This is a genomic window from Streptomyces griseoluteus (genome assembly GCF_004784465.1).
In the GTDB taxonomy this organism is placed as follows: Bacteria; Actinomycetota; Actinomycetes; order Streptomycetales; family Streptomycetaceae; genus Streptomyces; species Streptomyces griseoluteus.
Map to the genome: position 1 here is coordinate 21,927 of NZ_SRRU01000007.1, position 16,465 is coordinate 38,391.

Sequence of the window (16,465 nt, forward strand, 5' to 3'; positions counted from 1 at the left end):
CTTGTGAGCACGTGGAGGGACAGGGCATGACGATCAAGGACACCCCCGAGGAGTGGGAGATCCGCGACAGCGCGACCCCGTTCAGGGGCAACAAGACCGCCGTCCGCACGGACGACGTGGTCATGCCCGACGGCTCGGTGGTCCGCCGCGACTACCAGGTCCACCCGGGCTCGGTCGCCGTCCTCGCCCTGGACGAGGAGGACCGGGTCCTGCTCATCAGCCAGTACCGCCACCCCGTACGCCACAAGCTCTGGGAGATCCCGGCCGGCCTGCTCGACGTGCCCGGCGAGAACCCGCTGCACGCCGCCCAGCGCGAGCTGTACGAGGAGGCGCACGTCAAGGCCGAGGACTGGCGGGTGCTGACCGACGTCTACACCAGCCCCGGCGGCTGCGACGAGGCGGTACGGATCTTCCTGGCCCGCGACATCTCCGAGGCGCAGGGCGAGCGCTTCGTCCCGGAGCACGAGGAGACGGACATGGAGCACGCGCGCGTGCCCGTGGACGAGCTGGTGCGGCTGGTGCTGGCCGGGGACCTGCACAACAACTGCCTGGTCGTCGGCGTCCTCTCGCTGGCCGCCGCCCGCGCCGGGGACGGGCTGGACAGCCTGCGCCCGGCCGACGCGCCGTGGCCCGCGCGGCCCTTCACGTCCTGACCGCCTGCTGAATCCGGCCAAGATCCACACCAGTACCCCAGCAGCACTCCAGTAGCACTCCAATGGTGTGACCATCGCCTGATCCGATCGGGGGACCCGTCCGCCGCGCTCCACCGGGGACGTCGCAGAGCGTGAACTAGGCTCTGGAAAACGCCCGCACCGGAAGAACCGGCGGGCTTTGCGCGTGCGGTGGGACGGGAGCGTGGCCCGTGACGGATCAGGCGGTGGACCAGGATGAGGCGCGGCTGCCGGAGCCGCCGGCCCCGGAGGGTCATTTCCTCGGGCGCACACGGGAGTTGAAGGAGCTCAGGGCCGACATCGAGCGCACCGGCCTGGACACCCTCGCCGGCCGCAAGGCACCCCGCGCCCGGGTCCTCCTCATCGCCGGGCGACCCGGTTCCGGCCGGACCGCGCTCGCCGAGGAGTTCGTCCGCCAGGTCGCGCAGCGTTACCCCGACGGAGTGTTCCGGACCCGTCTCGGCGACCCGGACGGCACCCCGGTACCCGTGGAGCGCGCCGCCCGCGAGCTGCTCGGCGCGCTCGGTGCCCCCGCCCCCGCGGGCGCCGCCGAGGACGAGCTGAGCGAGGCCCTGCGCACCGCCCTCGCCCACCGGCGCGCCCTGCTCCTGCTGGACGACGCCACCGGGGCCGAACAGGTCGACGCCCTCATCCCGGACGCCCCCGACTGCCTGGTGGTCGCCGTCTCCCGCGGCCCCCTCACCGGGATCTCCGACGTCCGCCCCTGCACCCTGGGCGGCCTGGACACCAAGTCCGCGGTGGAACTGCTCACCCGGTACACCGGCTCGGTCCGGGTCACCGTCGACCCGCGCTCCGCCGAGAGCCTCGCCGAGATCTGCGAGGGACAGCCAGCCGCCCTCACCCTGGCCGGCGGCTGGCTCGCCGCCCGCCCCCAGACGGCCGTCTCCGACCTGGCCAAGCGGCTGCACAGCGGCCCCGACGACGCCCCCACCCTGGCCCGCGTCCTCCAGCTCGTCCACGACGGACTGCCCGCCGCCACCGCCCGGACCCTGCGCCTGCTCTCCCAGGCCCCGGCCGGCACCGTCGACGCGCACTCCGCCTCCGCACTGGCCGGCTGCTCGGTCAAGACCGCGCAGACCGTACTGCGGGAACTCGCCGCCCTCGGCTTGCTCCGCCCGGTCGCCGGCCCGCTGCCCGAGTACGACATCCCCGGTTGCCTGCACCCCCTGCTGCGCGGGCTCGCCGAGGCGGGCGAGCGCCCCGCCGAACTCCAGTTGGCCCGCGCCCGGCTGCTGGAGCGGGACGTACGCCTCCTCCAGTCCTGCCGCGCCGCCGCCGAGACCGACAGCCCCCAGGCCCGGGAGAAGCTCCAGGCGATCCCGGCGCCGCTGCGCTTCCCGACCCCCGCCGCGGCCGCCGCCTGGCTCACCGCCCGGCGCCCGGCACTGCTGGCCGCCGCCCGGCTCGCGGTGGCCGACGGCGAGCTGGACACCCTGGCCCGTCGCCTGATGTCCCAGCTCGTGCGCGCCATGGTCGCCCACTTCGGCACCCGGGCCGCCGCCCCCGACCTGTACGGCATCCACGGCCTGGTCCTCGATGTCGCCGAGCGGCGCGGACTGCCCCGTGAGAAGGCCGCCGCCCTGCTGAACCTCGGCGACGTGGACGCCCAGACCGGCCGCACCCGCGCCGCGCTGGCCCGCTACCGTGCCGCGCTGGACGCCGGACGCGAGGCGAACGACCCCTATGCCACCGGCCGCGCGATGGAATCCGTAGGCGGCGCCCACCAGGAGCTGGGCGACCACGACCGGGCCGCGGACTGGTTCGGCCGCGCCCTCTCCCAGCGCCTCGCCCGCGGCGAGCGCGTCGAGGCCGCTCGGCTCTACGGCCGTATCGCCACCGCCCACACCTACGCGGGCCGGTACGGCGAGGCGCAGCGCAACTGGCGGGCGGCCCTGGCCGGGTACCGCAAGGAGGGCGACATCGCGGCCCACGCCCGCGCCCTGAGCGAGCTGGCCCGCGTCCAGGAGTACGCCGGGCGGCCCGAGGAGTCCCTGCGCACCTGCCAGGAGGCGGTGGAGTGGGCGCGGCGCGCGGAGGACACCCGGCTGCTGGCCGCGCTGCAGTTGCGGCTGGCCGACACCCTGGACCGGCTCGGCGATCCCACGGCCGCCCGACTGCACCGCGCGGCGGCCGAGCGCATGCTGGAAGAGGAGGCGGCCACCGGCACCGCCGCCGACGGAGAGCCAGGGGAATCGGACCCCCACACCTCAGGTGCCTGCGAAATCCGTAGTGCATCCAATGAAGATTGATGCAATGGAAGGCTAGACACGCGGAACGCCTTCATTAGACTGGCTCTGCCGCACGTTCTCCTGCGGTGTCTCCCGGTGTGCCCCGGCACGCCCGGGTATGTCTTTCAGCGCACCCCCCCCATACCCCCTGAGCCAAGGACCGTGATCGACGTGAAGGTCGGCATCCCCCGCGAGGTCAAGAACAACGAGTTCCGGGTGGCCATCACCCCCGCCGGCGTGCACGAGCTGGTGCGTAACGGCCACCAGGTCGTCATCGAGCGGGGCGCCGGTCTCGGCTCCTCGATCACGGACGAGGAGTACATCGCCGCCGGCGCCGGCGTCCTGGACTCCGCCGACCAGGTGTGGGCCGACGCCGACCTGGTGCTGAAGGTCAAGGAGCCGGTCGCGGAGGAGTACCACCGCCTGCGCAAGGACCAGATCCTCTTCACCTACCTGCACCTGGCCGCCTCCCGCGAGTGCACCGACGCGCTGCTGGAGTCCGGCACCACGGCGATCGCGTACGAGACCGTCGAGCTGACGAACCGCGCGCTGCCGCTGCTCGCCCCGATGTCCGAGGTCGCGGGCCGGCTCGCCCCGCAGGTCGGCGCCTACCACCTGATGCGCCCGGCCGGCGGCCGCGGTGTGCTCCCCGGCGGCGTGCCGGGCGTGACCCCGGCCAAGGCCGTCGTCATCGGCGGCGGTGTCTCCGGCTGGAACGCCACCCAGATCGCCGTCGGCATGGGCTTCGAGGTCACCCTGCTGGACCGCGACATCAACAAGCTGCGCGAGGCCGACCGGATCTTCGGCAGCAAGGTCAAGGCGATCATGTCCAACGCCTTCGAGCTGGAGAAGGCCGTCCTCGACGCGGACCTCGTCATCGGCGCCGTCCTCATCCCGGGCGCCAAGGCCCCGAAGCTGGTCACCAACGAGCTGGTGTCGCGGATGAAGCCCGGAAGTGTCCTTGTCGACATCGCCATCGACCAGGGCGGCTGCTTCGAGGACTCCCGTCCCACCACGCACGCCGAGCCGACCTTCCGGGTGCACAACTCGGTCTTCTACTGCGTCGCGAACATGCCCGGCGCGGTGCCCAACACCTCCACCAACGCGCTCACCAACGCGACGCTCCCGTACATCGTCTCGCTCGCCAACAACGGCTGGGTCGAGGCGCTGCGCCGGGACGAGGCGCTCGCCCGCGGCCTCAACACCCATGACGGCAAGGTCGTCTACAAGGAGGTCGCCGAGGCGCACGGCCTGGAGCACGTGGCGATCGAGACCCTGATCGGCTGACCTCCAGAACGACGGCGAAGCACCAAGTCGCCCGCGTGGAAAAGGCGATTCGTCAACATGGATCGTCAACACCGCGAACCCGGCCGGACCTTGCCCGACAAGGTCCGGCCGGATGTGTGTATGGTCACTTTGCGACGCTAGGTCAACTCGCCTCGAACGTAACGCTTGGACCGATTCGCACACCGGTGAAACCTGCGGTGCGACGGCTGTACGCCCTTGACAGCGGGATGTTTCATTGTCGACACATCGTGCCGGGTCCGGCGGATTGTGTTGCTGCGGACCGCCGACACGCCATAGAGTCGCCAACCGTCGGCATGGTGCCACGCTGACCTTGTCTAGAAGTTTCCTGGTCACCAAGGAGGTAAGACGACTTGTGAATGAGTCGACATTTTCTCCCGGAGGTGGTCGACCAGGATTGCGCGGAGAGGGCCAGGGTCCCGAGGGGCACGAGGCCGTCGGCTCCGTCGCGGTGCGCACCTTCGCAGCCCACCAGAGTCCGGTACCGCAGACGGCCCGGAGAGCACACCAGAGCATGGATGGCCAACACGTGAACGCCATGGCCGGCGACGGAAGTGGCGCGCCCCGCAACCACTTCGCCGACTACGACGAACTGCCCGAGGGGCACTTCTACGACCCCGACGCCGAGTACGAGCCCGATCCGGAGTACGCGGCCACGCTCGCGCCCGACGCGGCCCGCCAGCGCCGTGAGCGCGTCGGCCCGACCGGGCGCCCGCTGCCGTACTTCCCGATCCCGGGCCCGCTGACCGACCACGGCCCCGCCAAGATCATCGCCATGTGCAACCAGAAGGGCGGCGTCGGCAAGACCACGTCGACCATCAACCTGGGCGCGGCGCTCGCGGAGTACGGACGGCGCGTGCTGCTCGTGGACTTCGACCCGCAGGGCGCGCTGTCGGTGGGTCTCGGCGTCAACCCGATGGAGCTGGACCTCACCGTCTACAACCTGCTCATGGAGCGGGGCATGTCGGCCGACGAGGTGCTGCTGAAGACGGCGGTCCCGAACATGGACCTGCTGCCCTCCAACATCGACCTGTCGGCCGCCGAGGTCCAGCTGGTCTCCGAGGTCGCGCGCGAGTCCACGCTCCAGCGCGCCCTGAAGCCGCTGATGGACGACTACGACTACATCGTGATCGACTGTCAGCCCTCGCTGGGCCTGCTCACCGTCAACGCGCTGACCGCCGCGCACAAGGTGATCGTGCCGCTGGAGTGCGAGTTCTTCGCGCTGCGCGGTGTTGCCCTGCTGACCGAGACCATCGAGAAGGTCCAGGAGCGGCTCAACCCCGAGCTGGAGCTGGACGGCATCCTCGCCACGATGTACGACTCGCGCACGGTGCACAGCCGCGAGGTGCTGGCGCGGGTGGTCGAGGCGTTCGACGACCACGTCTACCACACGGTCATCGGGCGTACGGTCCGCTTCCCGGAGACCACGGTCGCCGGTGAGCCGATCACCACGTACGCCTCCAACTCCGTCGGTGCCGCCGCCTACCGTCAGCTCGCCAGGGAGGTGCTCGCCCGGTGTCACGCCGAGTGAGTCTGCCCGGAGCCGACGAACTGTTCCGCACGACAGGGGGGATGGGGCTCCAGTCCTCCTCGCCCCGGCGCGGGCCGGGCCCGGAGGCGCGGGTCCCCGCGCCGGCGGGGGAGAGCGACCCGGCCGCCGCGGCGCAGGACGCGCCCCAGGCGGTGCCCGCGCAGGGCGGTGACGGCGAGGGCGCCGAGCACACCGCCGCGGTCGGCCCGGAACCCGACGGGGCCGGTGAGTCCCGTATCCGGCCCGCCCGGCGGCAGAGCGAGCCGGACGGCTCCGGCGAGCAGCCCCGCAAGCGTGGCCGTGCGGCCGCCCGGCGGCCCAGCGGTCGCGAGCGCCACGACGAGAAGATCACCGTCTACGTCTCGGCCGAGGAACTCATGGACCTCGAGCACGCCCGTCTGGTCCTGCGCGGCGAGCACGGCCTCGCCGTCGACCGCGGCCGCATCGTCCGCGAGGCGGTCGCCGTGGTCCTCGCCGACCTGGAGTCCCGCGGGGAAGCCAGCATCCTGGTACGGCGGCTGCGGGGGCGCTAGCCCGGCCTCCCACCGCCCGACCGATAGCCTGCGACCCCCATGAACGCGCACCGCACCGCCACGACCGGCCCGAGACGCCCGCTGGGCCGGGGCCCGGACACCGCACCTCCGGACCCGGCCCCGGCGCCCGAGACGCCCGCGCCCGAGGCTCCGGCGCCCGACGGCGTCTTCAAGGTCCGGCTGGACAACTTCGAGGGTCCCTTCGACCTGCTGCTCCAGCTCATCACCAAGCACAAGCTGGACGTCACCGAGATCGCGCTGTCCAGGGTCACCGACGAGTTCATGGCGCACATCCGGGCCATGGGGCCCGACTGGGACCTGGACCGCACCACCGAGTTCCTGGTCGTCGCCGCCACCCTGCTCGACCTCAAGGCCGCCCGGCTGCTGCCCGCGGCCCAGGTCGAGGACGAGGCCGACCTCGCCCTGCTGGAGGCGCGGGACCTGCTCTTCGCCCGGCTGCTGCAGTACCGGGCCTACAAGCGGATCGCGGACATCTTCAACGAGCGGCTGGACGACGAGGGCCGCCGCTACCCGCGTACCGTCGGCCTGGAGCCGGAGCACGCCGAGCTGCTGCCCGAGGTCGTCATCAGCGTCGGGCCGGAGGGGTTCGCCCGGCTCGCGGTGAAGGCGATGCAGCCGAAGGCCAAGCCGCAGGTGTACGTCGACCACATCCACGCCCCGCTCGTCAGCGTCCAGGAGCAGGCCCGGGTCGTGGTGGCCCGGCTGCGCGAGGCGGGTGAGGCCGACTTCCAGGAGCTGGTGGCCGACACCGACGACACCCTCACCGTCGTCGCCCGCTTCCTCGCGCTGCTGGAGCTGTACCGCGAGAAGGCGGTCGCCCTGGAGCAGGAGACCGCGCTCGGCACGCTGCTGGTCCGCTGGACCGGCGGGGACACGGCGGGGCCGGCGGTCACCGACGAGTTCGACCGGCCCGTGAAGCCGGGCCAGACCACCGGGGAGCAGAAGACGTGAACCACCAGGCCCCGGACGACCGCGTCGCCGCTCTCGACCTCAAGCCCGCGCTGGAGGCCGTCCTGATGGTCGTGGACGAGCCCGCGACCGAGGAACACCTGGCGCGGGTCCTCCAGCGGCCCCGGCGCCGGATCGCCGAGGCGCTGCGCGAACTGGCCGACGACTACACCGCCCAGGGCCGCGGCTTCGAGCTGCGCTTCGTCGCGGGCGGCTGGCGCTTCTACACCCGCCCCGCCTACGCCCCCGCCGTGGAACGCCTGGCGCTGGAGGGCCAGACGGCCCGGCTCACCCAGGCGGCCCTGGAGACCCTCGCGGTCGTCGCCTACCGCCAGCCGGTCGGCCGCAGCAGGGTCTCCGCCGTACGCGGGGTCAACTGCGACGGGGTGATGCGCACCCTGCTCCAGCGGGGTCTGGTGGCCGAGGCGGGCACGGAACCCGAAACAGGTGCGATCCTGTACGTGACGACGAACTATTTCCTGGAGCGGATGGGCCTGCGCGGCTTGGACGAGCTTCCGGAACTCGCGCCCTTCCTCCCCGAGGCGGAGGCGATCGAGGCGGAGACCCAGGAGGGAGTCCCGTCGTTCGACCCGGACGCGCCCGACGCGGCCGGTGGTCAGGACGCAGACGACTACGACGGAAACCTTGATGCGAAGCAGCGGCAGCGGCAGGAACAGCGGACGCGGTAACCCCCGCGGCAACGACCGGGACGAGCGCAAGGGGCAGGGCCGCCCCAGCAAGCCCCGTCCGGAGGAGCGCCGCTACGACGTCGGACCCGGCGCCACGAAGGACGGCCCGAAGTCCGGCCGTGGCGGCGCGGCACGCGGCGGCGCCAAGGGCGGCCCCAAGCAGTCCCAGCAGGCGGGGCGCGGCCGTACGGCGCCCGGCCGCTCGCGGGAGTTCGAGACGCGGGCCGAGGAGCGCAACCGGGAGCGGTACGAGGGCAAGAAGGACGTCAATCTGCCCAAGACCTTCCCCGGCGCCGAGCAGGACGGCGAGCGGCTGCAGAAGGTCCTGGCCCGTGCGGGCTACGGCTCGCGGCGCGCCTGCGAGGAGCTGATCGAGCAGGCCCGCGTCGAGATCAACGGCGAGATCGTGCTGGAGCAGGGCCGCCGGGTCGACCCGGAGAAGGACGAGGTCAAGGTCGACGGCCTGACCGTCGCGACCCAGTCCTACCAGTTCTTCTCGCTGAACAAGCCCGCCGGTGTGGTCTCCACGATGGAGGACCCCGAGGGCCGCCAGTGCCTCGGCGACTACGTCACCAACCGCGAGACCCGGCTCTTCCACGTGGGCCGGCTCGACACGGAGACCGAGGGCGTCATCCTGCTCACCAACCACGGCGAGCTGGCCCACCGACTCACCCACCCCAAGTACGGCGTGCGCAAGACGTACCTCGCGCACATCGTCGGCCCGATCCCGCGCGACCTCGGCAAGCGGCTGAAGGACGGCATCCAGCTCGAGGACGGCTGGGCCCGCGCCGACCACTTCCGCGTGGTCGAGCAGACGGGCAAGAACTACCTGGTCGAGGTGACCCTGCACGAGGGCCGCAAGCACATCGTGCGCCGCATGCTGGCCGAGGCGGGCTTCCCCGTCGACAAGCTGGTCCGCGTCTCCTTCGGCCCCATCACCCTCGGCGACCAGAAGTCGGGCTGGCTGCGCCGCCTGTCCAACACCGAGGTCGGCATGCTGATGAAGGAAGTCGACCTCTAGGAAGGGGTCTTGCCGCCGGTGACGGTCCGGCTTTATGGTCAACCTGACGATTAGTCGGGTGGCCGTGCGGCCGGACCAACGGGGGCCGGGTCATGGGCACCCGGAAGGGCTTGACCCATGACCACCACGCCCGCGGATAAGCGTGCCGCCGCCGGTTCCCTGCTCGGACTCGCCCTCGGTGACGCGCTGGGCTTCCCGACCGAGTTCAACGACGTGCCGTCCATCCTCGCCAAGTGCGGACCCTGGCGGGAGATGGAGCTGCCCGGCCGCGCCTTCGTCTCCGACGACACGCAGATGACCCTCGCGCTCGGACGCGGGCTCCGTACCGCCATGGGCCGGGGGTGGCTCGCGCCGAAGCGGCTGCAGCGGCCGCTGCGCGAGGAGTTCGTCGACTGGTACCAGTCCCCGGAGAACAACCGCGCCCCCGGCCGCACCTGCCTCACCGCCTGCGCCCTGCTGAAGGAGGAGGGGCGGGACTGGCAGGAGGCCAGTCAGGTCCGTTCCAAGGGGTGCGGCGCCAACATGCGGGTCGCCCCGCTCGGCCTCGCTCCCGGCCTGACCGGTGAACAGCGGGCGGGCGCCGCCCAGTTGCAGTCCGGCCTCACCCACGGCCACCCCACCGCGCTGGCCGCCTCCGACCTCACCGCGCACGCGGTGCGGCTGCTGGCTCAGGGAACGGACCCCGCAGGGCTCGTCGGCCGGCTGCGCTCGTACGCCCTCGACAACCGCACCCGCTACCACCACCTCTGGCTCGGCGACCTGTGGCAGCGCGCCGGGGACGCGAGCCCGGAGGAGTTCATCGCGCGCGGCTGGGACGAGTGCCTGGCAGTCCTCGGCCGTCTCCAGGACGCGCTGCGCGCGCCCTCCCCGGAGACCGACCCGTGCCTCGCCACCGGCGAGGGCTGGATCGCGGAGGAGGCACTGGCCACCGGACTGCTCTGCTTCCTGCTCTTCCCCGCCGACCCCGTCCTGGCGCTGCGCCGGGCCGCCTGCACCTCCGGCGACTCCGACTCCATCGCCTGCCTGACCGGCGCCTTCGCGGGCGCCTGGCTCGGGGCGGACGCCTGGCCCGCGGACTGGGTGGACCGGATCGAGCACCGGGACGAACTGCTGGAACTGGGCGCCCTCTGGGACGCTTAGGGCCTGTCCGGCGGATCATGGCGCGAACGCGGGGTCTGGCACGCCCTCCCCCAAGCTCTGTGAGCAGGGGGGACCCCCAGCGGCGTTGTCGTCACTCGCCGACGCCCCCCACGCTCGGCTGCGCTCGCGTGGGGGGACCCCCATCGCGTCGACTCCCTTCTCCGCCTTGCACCTGGACGCACCAGACCCCGCTCACCTGGGACGATCGGCACCGCTGCTTCCCCGCCCCTGCTCCGCCGGACAGGCCCTACGCGGCTGCGGCCGACGCCTGTCGGGTGCGGTGCAGGAAGTCGGCCACCCGGGCCTCGTCCGGCTCGGCGGGGAGCGGGGTGCGGAGCAGCGCCGCGTCGGTCTCGCCGGCCAGCCGGGCCATCCGCGCCTCGATCTCCGGCCAGCCCACCTCGCCCCGCTTCACCGCGAGCAGTGCCTCGCGCTCCTCGCCCACGTCCAGCCGCAGCTCGCCGGTGCGCAGCAGGTCGCGAGCACTGCTCAGCAGGCGGAGCAGATGCATCGCGTGCTTCCAGCGCGGGGCGCCGGTGGTGCGGATGTCGGCGTCCAGCTTGCGGCGCTGGCCGAGGGCGTAACCGGTGAAGGTGGCGTGCACCTGGCGGGAGAGGAACGCCCCGCGCAGAAAGAGCAGTTCGCGGCCGGTGTCGTCCAGGTGCTCCACCAGCGGGGAGTGCAGGCACTCCAGGATGTTCGGATTGGCCCGCAGCGCCAGCTCGCAGAAGCGCTCCAGCTCCCAGGAGAACCGCTCCTCGCCCGGCCCCTCGACATGCGTGGGCGGCTTCTCGAACCGCCAGAACAGCGGGGTCGGGGCCAGGAACACGCCCCGCCGGTCGGTGTCACTGGCGTCCGTGGCCAGACCGAAGGCGCGCGAGCCCATGACACAGGCGTAGACGGTGTGGTCACGGACCAGGTCGGCGGGGCGCATGCGGGGGAGCGTACGCGGGCGGTCAGCCCAGGTGCACCGTGTTTCCGTGCACCATGATCTCCTTGGCGGCCAGCGGCTGGGTGGCCGGGCCCTGCGCGACCGAGCCGTCGGAGATACGGAACCTGCTGCCGTGGCACGAGCAGTCGACGGTGCCGTCCGCGACCTTGTCCAGGGAGCAGCCCTGGTGGGTGCAGATGGCGGAGAACGCCTTGTACTCGCCCTTCTTGGGCTGCGTCACCACCACCTTCTGCGCGGCGAAGATCTTGCCGCCGCCCTCCGGGATCTCGCTGACGCTGCCCAGCGCCTGCCCGTCGCCGGAGTCGGAGGAGGCCGGGACGCTCTCGCCGACGGGGGAGGTACTGGCGGTGGCCGAGGAGGTGTCGCCGTCGTCGCCGCATCCCACACAGCAGACGGCGAGCGTGGCGGCCCCCGTGGCGAGAAGCGTGCGCCGCGTCGCGGGCTGGGTCATGTCGTCACTCCAAGAGGTTCAAGAGGCGGAAAACGCGCGGAAAAGGGGACGGAAAGCCCCATACTTCCGGGCATCTTGGCACCGAACACCGCCCGGACGAAGGAGGTGACAGCGGGTCGGGCCCCGCCTCGGCCGAACGGGCGCCCGTCTCACCGCGCGGCCGGCGTGCGTCCGGCCCGCCCCGGCTGACTAGGCTGGACGCCACCAGAAGCCGGCCCCGGGCCGGTGCCGCCGCTCCGCACAAGGACATCGCCCAGTGAGAACCGCACTCGTCATCGGCACCGGGCTGATCGGGACCTCGGCCGCGCTCGCCCTCACCCGGCGGGGCGTCACCGTCCACCTCACCGACCACGACCCCGCGCAGGCCCGTACCGCCGCCGCCCTCGGCGCCGGTACCGACGAGCCGCCGCAGGGCCGGGTCGACCTCGCGCTCATCGCCGCCCCGCCCGCGCACGTCGCCGCCGTCCTCGCCGACGCCATGCGCCGCGACCTCGCCCACGGCTACCTCGACGTGGCCAGCGTCAAGGGCGGCCCGCGCCGCGAGCTCGAGGCGCTCGGCCTGGACGAGGCCGTGCTCGCCCGCTACCTCGGCACCCACCCCATGTCCGGCCGCGAGAAGTCCGGCCCGCTGGCCGCCACCGCCGACCTCTTCGAGGGCCGCCCCTGGGTGCTCACCCCGACCCGCGACACCGACACCGAGGTGCTGAACCTCGCCCTCGAACTGGTCTCGCACTGCCGTGCGGTCCCGGTCGTCATGGACGCCGACGCCCACGACCGCGCCGTCGCGCTCGTCTCCCACATGCCGCACCTGGTCTCCAGCCTGGTCGCCGCCCGGCTGGAGAACGCCGAGGAGGCCGCCGTACGGCTGTGCGGGCAGGGCATCCGGGACGTCACCCGGATCGCCGCCTCCGACCCCCGGATGTGGATCGACATCCTCTCCGCCAACCCCGGCCCGGTCGCCGACCTCCTCACCGACGTCTCCGCCGACCTCGACGAGACCGTGCGGGCCCTGCGGGCCCTGCAGTCCGCCGACGAGGACAAGCGGCGCACCGGCGGCGCCGGGATCGAGGACGTGCTGCGCCGGGGCAACGCCGGCCAGGTCCGCGTCCCCGGCAAGCACGGCTCCGCCCCGCGCGCCTACCAGACCGTCGCCGTCCTCATCGACGACCAGCCCGGCCAGCTCGCCCGCATCTTCGCCGACGCCGGACGGGCCGGGGTCAACATCGAGGACGTCCGCATCGAGCACGCCACCGGACAGCAGGCCGGTCTCGTGCAGCTCATGGTCGAGCCGGGGGCCGCGCCCGGCCTCACCGAGGCGCTGCGCGAGCGGGGCTGGGCGCTGCGGCAGTAGCACGGGGCCGCTGCGGTCACGCGGCGCACGTGCGTCCGTACGAGTGACCCACACCCAGTAACCTTGTGCGGGGCGCCCTCGCGTCCCGCCACCCCGACCGACACCCTTCACCAGGAAGGTGCCCTCCCGTGGAAAACGGCGCCGCCCCGACCGCCCAGCCCGTGATCGTAGCGATCGACGGACCCTCCGGCACGGGCAAGTCGAGCACGTCGAAGGCCGTGGCCGCGCAGCTCGGCCTCAGCTACCTGGACACCGGCGCCCAGTACCGGGCCATCACCTGGTGGATGGTGACCAACGGCATCGACCTCACGGACCCCACCGCGATCGCCGCCGTCGCGGGCAAGCCGGAGATCGTCTCCGGCACCGACCCGCTGGCCCCGACCATCACCGTCGACGGCTACGACGTGGCCGGCCCGATCCGCACCCAGGAGGTCACCTCCAAGGTCAGCGCGGTCAGCGCGGTGCCCGAGGTGCGCACCCGGATCACCGAGCTGCAGCGCTCCATCGCGGCCGGGGCCGAGGAGGGCATCGTGGTCGAGGGCCGGGACATCGGCACCACCGTGCTGCCCGACGCCGACCTGAAGATCTTCCTGACCGCCTCCCCGGAGGCCCGCGCGGCCCGCCGCAGCGGCGAGCTGAAGGGCTCCGACGTCGCCGCCACCCGCGCCGCCCTGATCCAGCGGGACGCGGCCGACTCCAGCCGCAAGACCTCCCCGCTCGCCAAGGCCGGCGACGCGGTCGAGGTCGACACCACCGAGCTGACCCTCGCCCAGGTCATCGAGTGCGTCGTCACCCTGGTCGAGGAGAAGCGGGCCGGGAAGTGAGCCGGAGCGCACCGCCCTCGGAGCGGGGCGCCGAGATCGGGCGGCGCATCGGCGTCGGCCTGATGTACGGCCTGTGGAAGCCGCGCGTGCTGGGCGCCTGGAAGGTGCCCGCGTCCGGCCCGGTGATCCTCGCGGTGAACCACTCCCACAACATCGACGGCCCCATGGTCATGGGCGTGGCGCCCCGGCCGACGCACTTCCTGATCAAGCAGGAGGCGTTCATCGGGCCGCTCGACCCCTTCCTGACCGGCATCGGCCAGCTCAAGGTCGACCGCACCACCGCCGACCGCACCGCCATCGGGCGGGCGCTCGGCGTGCTGGAGCAGGGTGGCGTGCTGGGCATCTTCCCGGAGGGCACCCGGGGCGAGGGGGACTTCGCCTCGCTGCGCGCCGGACTCGCCTACTTCGCGGTACGCGGCGGGGCGCCGATCGTGCCGGTGGCCGTGCTCGGCAGCGCCGACCGGCCCGGCCGCCTGGTCAAGGCCCTGCCACCGCTGCGCTCCCGCGTGGACGTGGTCTTCGGAGACCCGTTCGAGGCGGGCGACAGCTCCGGGCGGCGTACGCGCAAGGCGCTGGACGAGGCGACCGAGCGCATCCAGAAGCGGCTCACCGCACACCTGGAAAACGCCAGGCGCCTGACCGGGCGCTGGGCGACACTTGAGTAGTGGAACCGGCCCCCATCGGGCCACTTCCACCGATCACCACGAACGACGACGAGGTACGGACTTCATGAACGACCAGAACCAGCCCGACGGCTCGGCCGCGCACGAGTACGAGCACGGGGCTCTCGGCGACGCCGAGTACGCGGAGTTCATGCAGCTCGCCGCGGAAGAGGGCTTCGACATCGAGGACGTCGAGGGCGCCATCGAGGAGGCGGGCCACGGCCCCCTTCCCGTGCTCGCCGTCGTCGGCCGCCCCAATGTCGGCAAGTCGACCCTGGTGAACCGGATCATCGGCCGCCGCGAGGCGGTCGTCGAGGACAAGCCCGGTGTCACCCGCGACCGCGTCACCTATGAGGCGGAGTGGGCCGGCCGCCGCTTCAAGGTGGTCGACACCGGCGGCTGGGAGCAGGACGTCCTCGGCATCGACGCCTCCGTGGCCGCGCAGGCCGAGTACGCGATCGAGGCCGCCGACGCGGTCGTCTTCGTGGTGGACGCCAAGGTCGGCGCCACCGACACCGACGAGGCCGTGGTCCGGCTGCTGCGCAAGGCGGGCAAGCCGGTCGTGCTGGCCGCCAACAAGGTCGACGGCCTCTCCGGCGAGTCCGACGCGGCCTACCTGTGGTCCCTCGGACTCGGCGAGCCGCACCCGGTCTCCGCCCTGCACGGCCGCGGCACCGGCGACATGCTGGACGCCGTCCTGGAGGCCCTGCCGGACGCGCCCGCGCAGACCTTCGGCGGCACCGGCGTCGGCGGTCCCCGCCGCATCGCCCTGATCGGCCGCCCGAACGTCGGCAAGTCCTCGCTGCTGAACAAGGTCGCGGGCGAGGAGCGTGTCGTCGTCAACGAGCTGGCGGGCACCACCCGCGACCCGGTCGACGAGATGATCGAGCTGGGCGGCAAGACCTGGAAGTTCGTGGACACCGCCGGTATCCGCAAGCGCGTCCACCTCCAGCAGGGCGCCGACTACTACGCCTCCCTGCGCACGGCCGCCGCCGTGGAGAAGGCGGAGGTCGCGGTCATCCTGATCGACGGCTCCGAGAACATCTCGGTGCAGGACCAGCGCATCGTCACCATGGCCGTCGAGGCCGGGCGCGCGGTCGTCGTCGCCTTCAACAAGTGGGACACCCTCGACGAGGAGCGCCGCTACTACCTCGAGCGCGAGATCGAGACCGAGCTGGGCCAGATCGCGTGGGCCCCGCGCGTCAACGTCTCCGCCCGCACCGGCCGCCACATGGAGAAGCTGGTCCCGGCGATCGAGACCGCGCTCGACGGCTGGGAGACCCGCGTCCCCACCGGCCGGCTGAACGCCTTCCTCGGCGAGCTGGCCGCCGCCCACCCGCACCCGGTCCGGGGCGGCAAGCAGCCGCGCATCCTGTTCGGCACCCAGGCCGGCACCAAGCCGCCGCGCTTCGTCCTCTTCGCCTCCGGCTTCATCGAGGCGGGCTACCGGCGCTTCATCGAGCGCCGTCTGCGCGAGGAGTTCGGCTTCGAGGGCACCCCGATCCACATCTCGGTGCGGGTGCGCGAGAAGCGCGGCGCGAAGAAGAAGTGACCGCCACGGCGGATTGACGCACGGCGAAGGGGCGGCCCGGTCTCGGTGGAGACGGGCCGCCCCTTCGTGTCCGGCTCAGTCGCCCTGGCGCGGGGCCGGGGGGAGCGCCGGGGGCCCCTCGCCGTCCGGCTGGGCCCGCCTGATCGTGCCGATCCGCTGCCACTGGGACTGCTGTGACTGCTGCCGCGCGCTGTAAGCACCCGCGCTGTAGGCGCTGTAGGAGCTGCTGAACGACCCCGGCCGGTGCCCGCCGTACGAGCCCGTGCTCTGCGGGAGGTTCCCGAAGGCGGTGAAACCCAGGTTCTCCTCGCCGCTGCGATCCCCGGGCAGCGTACGGAAGGTCTTGACCCACTCCGCGTACAGCGTGTCGTAGATCGGCGTGGACGAGGGCCCGCCGGAGTTCTCCTGCCCGGACCGGGCGAGGGGAACGGGGGACAGGGCGGGCCGGCGGGGAGAGGCGTCGTATGGGTGCACGTATGTCCAAACGACGGTGCACCCAAAGGGATGCGGCCACGCGGGGGGCTGCCGGGGGTACGCCGGACAGCACGACCGGCCGTGCCGCCCT

General features: G+C 72.8%; 16 protein-coding genes. 13 read left to right on the plus strand and 3 right to left on the minus strand.

Annotation, left to right across the window (positions count from 1 at the left end; translation table 11 throughout):
• The first annotated feature begins 26 nt into the window (after nt 1–26).
• The 9 genes from E5082_RS19505 (at nt 27) to E5082_RS19545 (ending at nt 10,108) form a co-directional block, all read left to right on the plus strand.
• Nucleotides 27–653: an NUDIX domain-containing protein gene (locus E5082_RS19505; RefSeq protein WP_135792543.1), complete on the plus strand. Its 627-nt coding sequence runs from the start codon at nt 27–29 to the stop codon at nt 651–653.
• 209 nt (nt 654–862) lie between these two features.
• Nucleotides 863–2,941 (plus strand): tetratricopeptide repeat protein, encoded by a 2,079-nt coding sequence (locus E5082_RS19510; RefSeq protein ID WP_135792544.1) that lies wholly within the window; start codon nt 863–865, stop codon nt 2,939–2,941.
• 150 nt (nt 2,942–3,091) lie between these two features.
• On the plus strand, nt 3,092–4,207 hold the full coding sequence (ald, locus tag E5082_RS19515) for an alanine dehydrogenase (protein WP_167514111.1): 1,116 nt from the start codon (nt 3,092–3,094) through the stop codon (nt 4,205–4,207).
• A 556-nt stretch (nt 4,208–4,763) separates the two neighbouring features.
• Entirely contained in the window at nt 4,764–5,756 is a 993-nt protein-coding gene (locus tag E5082_RS19520; RefSeq protein ID WP_381072978.1) for a ParA family protein, read from the plus strand.
• Complete coding sequence (locus E5082_RS19525; protein ID WP_135792546.1) at nt 5,741–6,289, plus strand: hypothetical protein; 549 nt, start codon at nt 5,741–5,743, stop codon at nt 6,287–6,289. The genes E5082_RS19520 and E5082_RS19525 overlap by 16 nt, the downstream gene beginning before the upstream one ends.
• A gap of 39 nt (nt 6,290–6,328) precedes the next feature.
• On the plus strand, nt 6,329–7,261 hold the full coding sequence (locus E5082_RS19530; protein WP_135792547.1) for a segregation and condensation protein A: 933 nt from the start codon (nt 6,329–6,331) through the stop codon (nt 7,259–7,261).
• 65 nt (nt 7,262–7,326) lie between these two features.
• A complete protein-coding gene (gene scpB, locus E5082_RS19535) occupies nt 7,327–7,947 on the plus strand; it encodes an SMC-Scp complex subunit ScpB (RefSeq protein ID WP_229918954.1) in 621 nt (206 codons plus the stop codon).
• On the plus strand, nt 7,907–8,968 hold the full coding sequence (locus E5082_RS19540) for a pseudouridine synthase (RefSeq protein WP_135792548.1): 1,062 nt from the start codon (nt 7,907–7,909) through the stop codon (nt 8,966–8,968). Before scpB ends, E5082_RS19540 begins: the two co-directional genes overlap by 41 nt.
• A gap of 117 nt (nt 8,969–9,085) precedes the next feature.
• On the plus strand, nt 9,086–10,108 hold the full coding sequence (locus E5082_RS19545) for an ADP-ribosylglycohydrolase family protein (RefSeq protein WP_135792549.1): 1,023 nt from the start codon (nt 9,086–9,088) through the stop codon (nt 10,106–10,108).
• A 247-nt stretch (nt 10,109–10,355) separates the two neighbouring features.
• Here the strand turns inward: E5082_RS19545 and E5082_RS19550 are convergent, their stop codons facing one another.
• The gene (locus E5082_RS19550) at nt 10,356–11,042 is read right to left on the minus strand and encodes a nucleotidyltransferase domain-containing protein (protein ID WP_135792550.1); all 687 of its coding nucleotides are present in this window, start codon (nt 11,040–11,042) and stop codon (nt 10,356–10,358) included.
• Between the two features lie 22 nt (nt 11,043–11,064).
• On the minus strand, nt 11,065–11,511 hold the full coding sequence (locus tag E5082_RS19555) for a Rieske (2Fe-2S) protein (protein ID WP_135792551.1): 447 nt from the start codon (nt 11,509–11,511) through the stop codon (nt 11,065–11,067).
• A 256-nt stretch (nt 11,512–11,767) separates the two neighbouring features.
• Between E5082_RS19555 and E5082_RS19560 the strand changes: the two genes are divergently transcribed.
• The 4 genes from E5082_RS19560 to der all read left to right on the plus strand — a co-directional run bounded on the left by E5082_RS19560 (nt 11,768) and on the right by der (nt 15,900).
• Entirely contained in the window at nt 11,768–12,862 is a 1,095-nt protein-coding gene (locus E5082_RS19560) for a prephenate dehydrogenase (protein WP_135792552.1), read from the plus strand.
• A 128-nt stretch (nt 12,863–12,990) separates the two neighbouring features.
• A complete protein-coding gene (gene cmk / locus E5082_RS19565) occupies nt 12,991–13,686 on the plus strand; it encodes a (d)CMP kinase (RefSeq protein WP_135792553.1) in 696 nt (231 codons plus the stop codon).
• Between the two features lie 62 nt (nt 13,687–13,748).
• Nucleotides 13,749–14,351 (plus strand): lysophospholipid acyltransferase family protein, encoded by a 603-nt coding sequence (locus tag E5082_RS19570; protein WP_167514112.1) that lies wholly within the window; start codon nt 13,749–13,751, stop codon nt 14,349–14,351.
• A gap of 64 nt (nt 14,352–14,415) precedes the next feature.
• On the plus strand, nt 14,416–15,900 hold the full coding sequence (gene der, locus E5082_RS19575; RefSeq protein WP_135792555.1) for a ribosome biogenesis GTPase Der: 1,485 nt from the start codon (nt 14,416–14,418) through the stop codon (nt 15,898–15,900).
• Between the two features lie 75 nt (nt 15,901–15,975).
• Here the strand turns inward: der and E5082_RS19580 are convergent, their stop codons facing one another.
• Entirely contained in the window at nt 15,976–16,374 is a 399-nt protein-coding gene (locus E5082_RS19580) for a hypothetical protein (protein WP_135792556.1), read from the minus strand.
• Nucleotides 16,375–16,465: the final 91 nt, after the last annotated feature.

Bases quoted from the DNA above. Each gene is read 5' to 3' on its own strand.
- E5082_RS19505 (WP_135792543.1), top strand. From the start codon at position 27: ATGACGATCAAGGACACCCCCGAGGAGTGGGAGATCCGCGACAGCGCG.
- E5082_RS19545 (WP_135792549.1), top strand. From the start codon at position 9,086: ATGACCACCACGCCCGCGGATAAGCGTGCCGCCGCCGGTTCCCTGCTC.
- E5082_RS19530 (WP_135792547.1), top strand. From the start codon at position 6,329: ATGAACGCGCACCGCACCGCCACGACCGGCCCGAGACGCCCGCTGGGC.
- E5082_RS19520 (WP_381072978.1), top strand. From the start codon at position 4,764: ATGGCCGGCGACGGAAGTGGCGCGCCCCGCAACCACTTCGCCGACTAC.
- E5082_RS19570 (WP_167514112.1), top strand. From the start codon at position 13,749: ATGTACGGCCTGTGGAAGCCGCGCGTGCTGGGCGCCTGGAAGGTGCCC.
- scpB (WP_229918954.1), top strand. From the start codon at position 7,327: ATGGTCGTGGACGAGCCCGCGACCGAGGAACACCTGGCGCGGGTCCTC.
- der (WP_135792555.1), top strand. From the start codon at position 14,416: ATGAACGACCAGAACCAGCCCGACGGCTCGGCCGCGCACGAGTACGAG.
- E5082_RS19540 (WP_135792548.1), top strand. From the start codon at position 7,907: ATGCGAAGCAGCGGCAGCGGCAGGAACAGCGGACGCGGTAACCCCCGC.
- E5082_RS19555 (WP_135792551.1), bottom strand. From the start codon at position 11,511: ATGACCCAGCCCGCGACGCGGCGCACGCTTCTCGCCACGGGGGCCGCC.
- E5082_RS19550 (WP_135792550.1), bottom strand. From the start codon at position 11,042: ATGCGCCCCGCCGACCTGGTCCGTGACCACACCGTCTACGCCTGTGTC.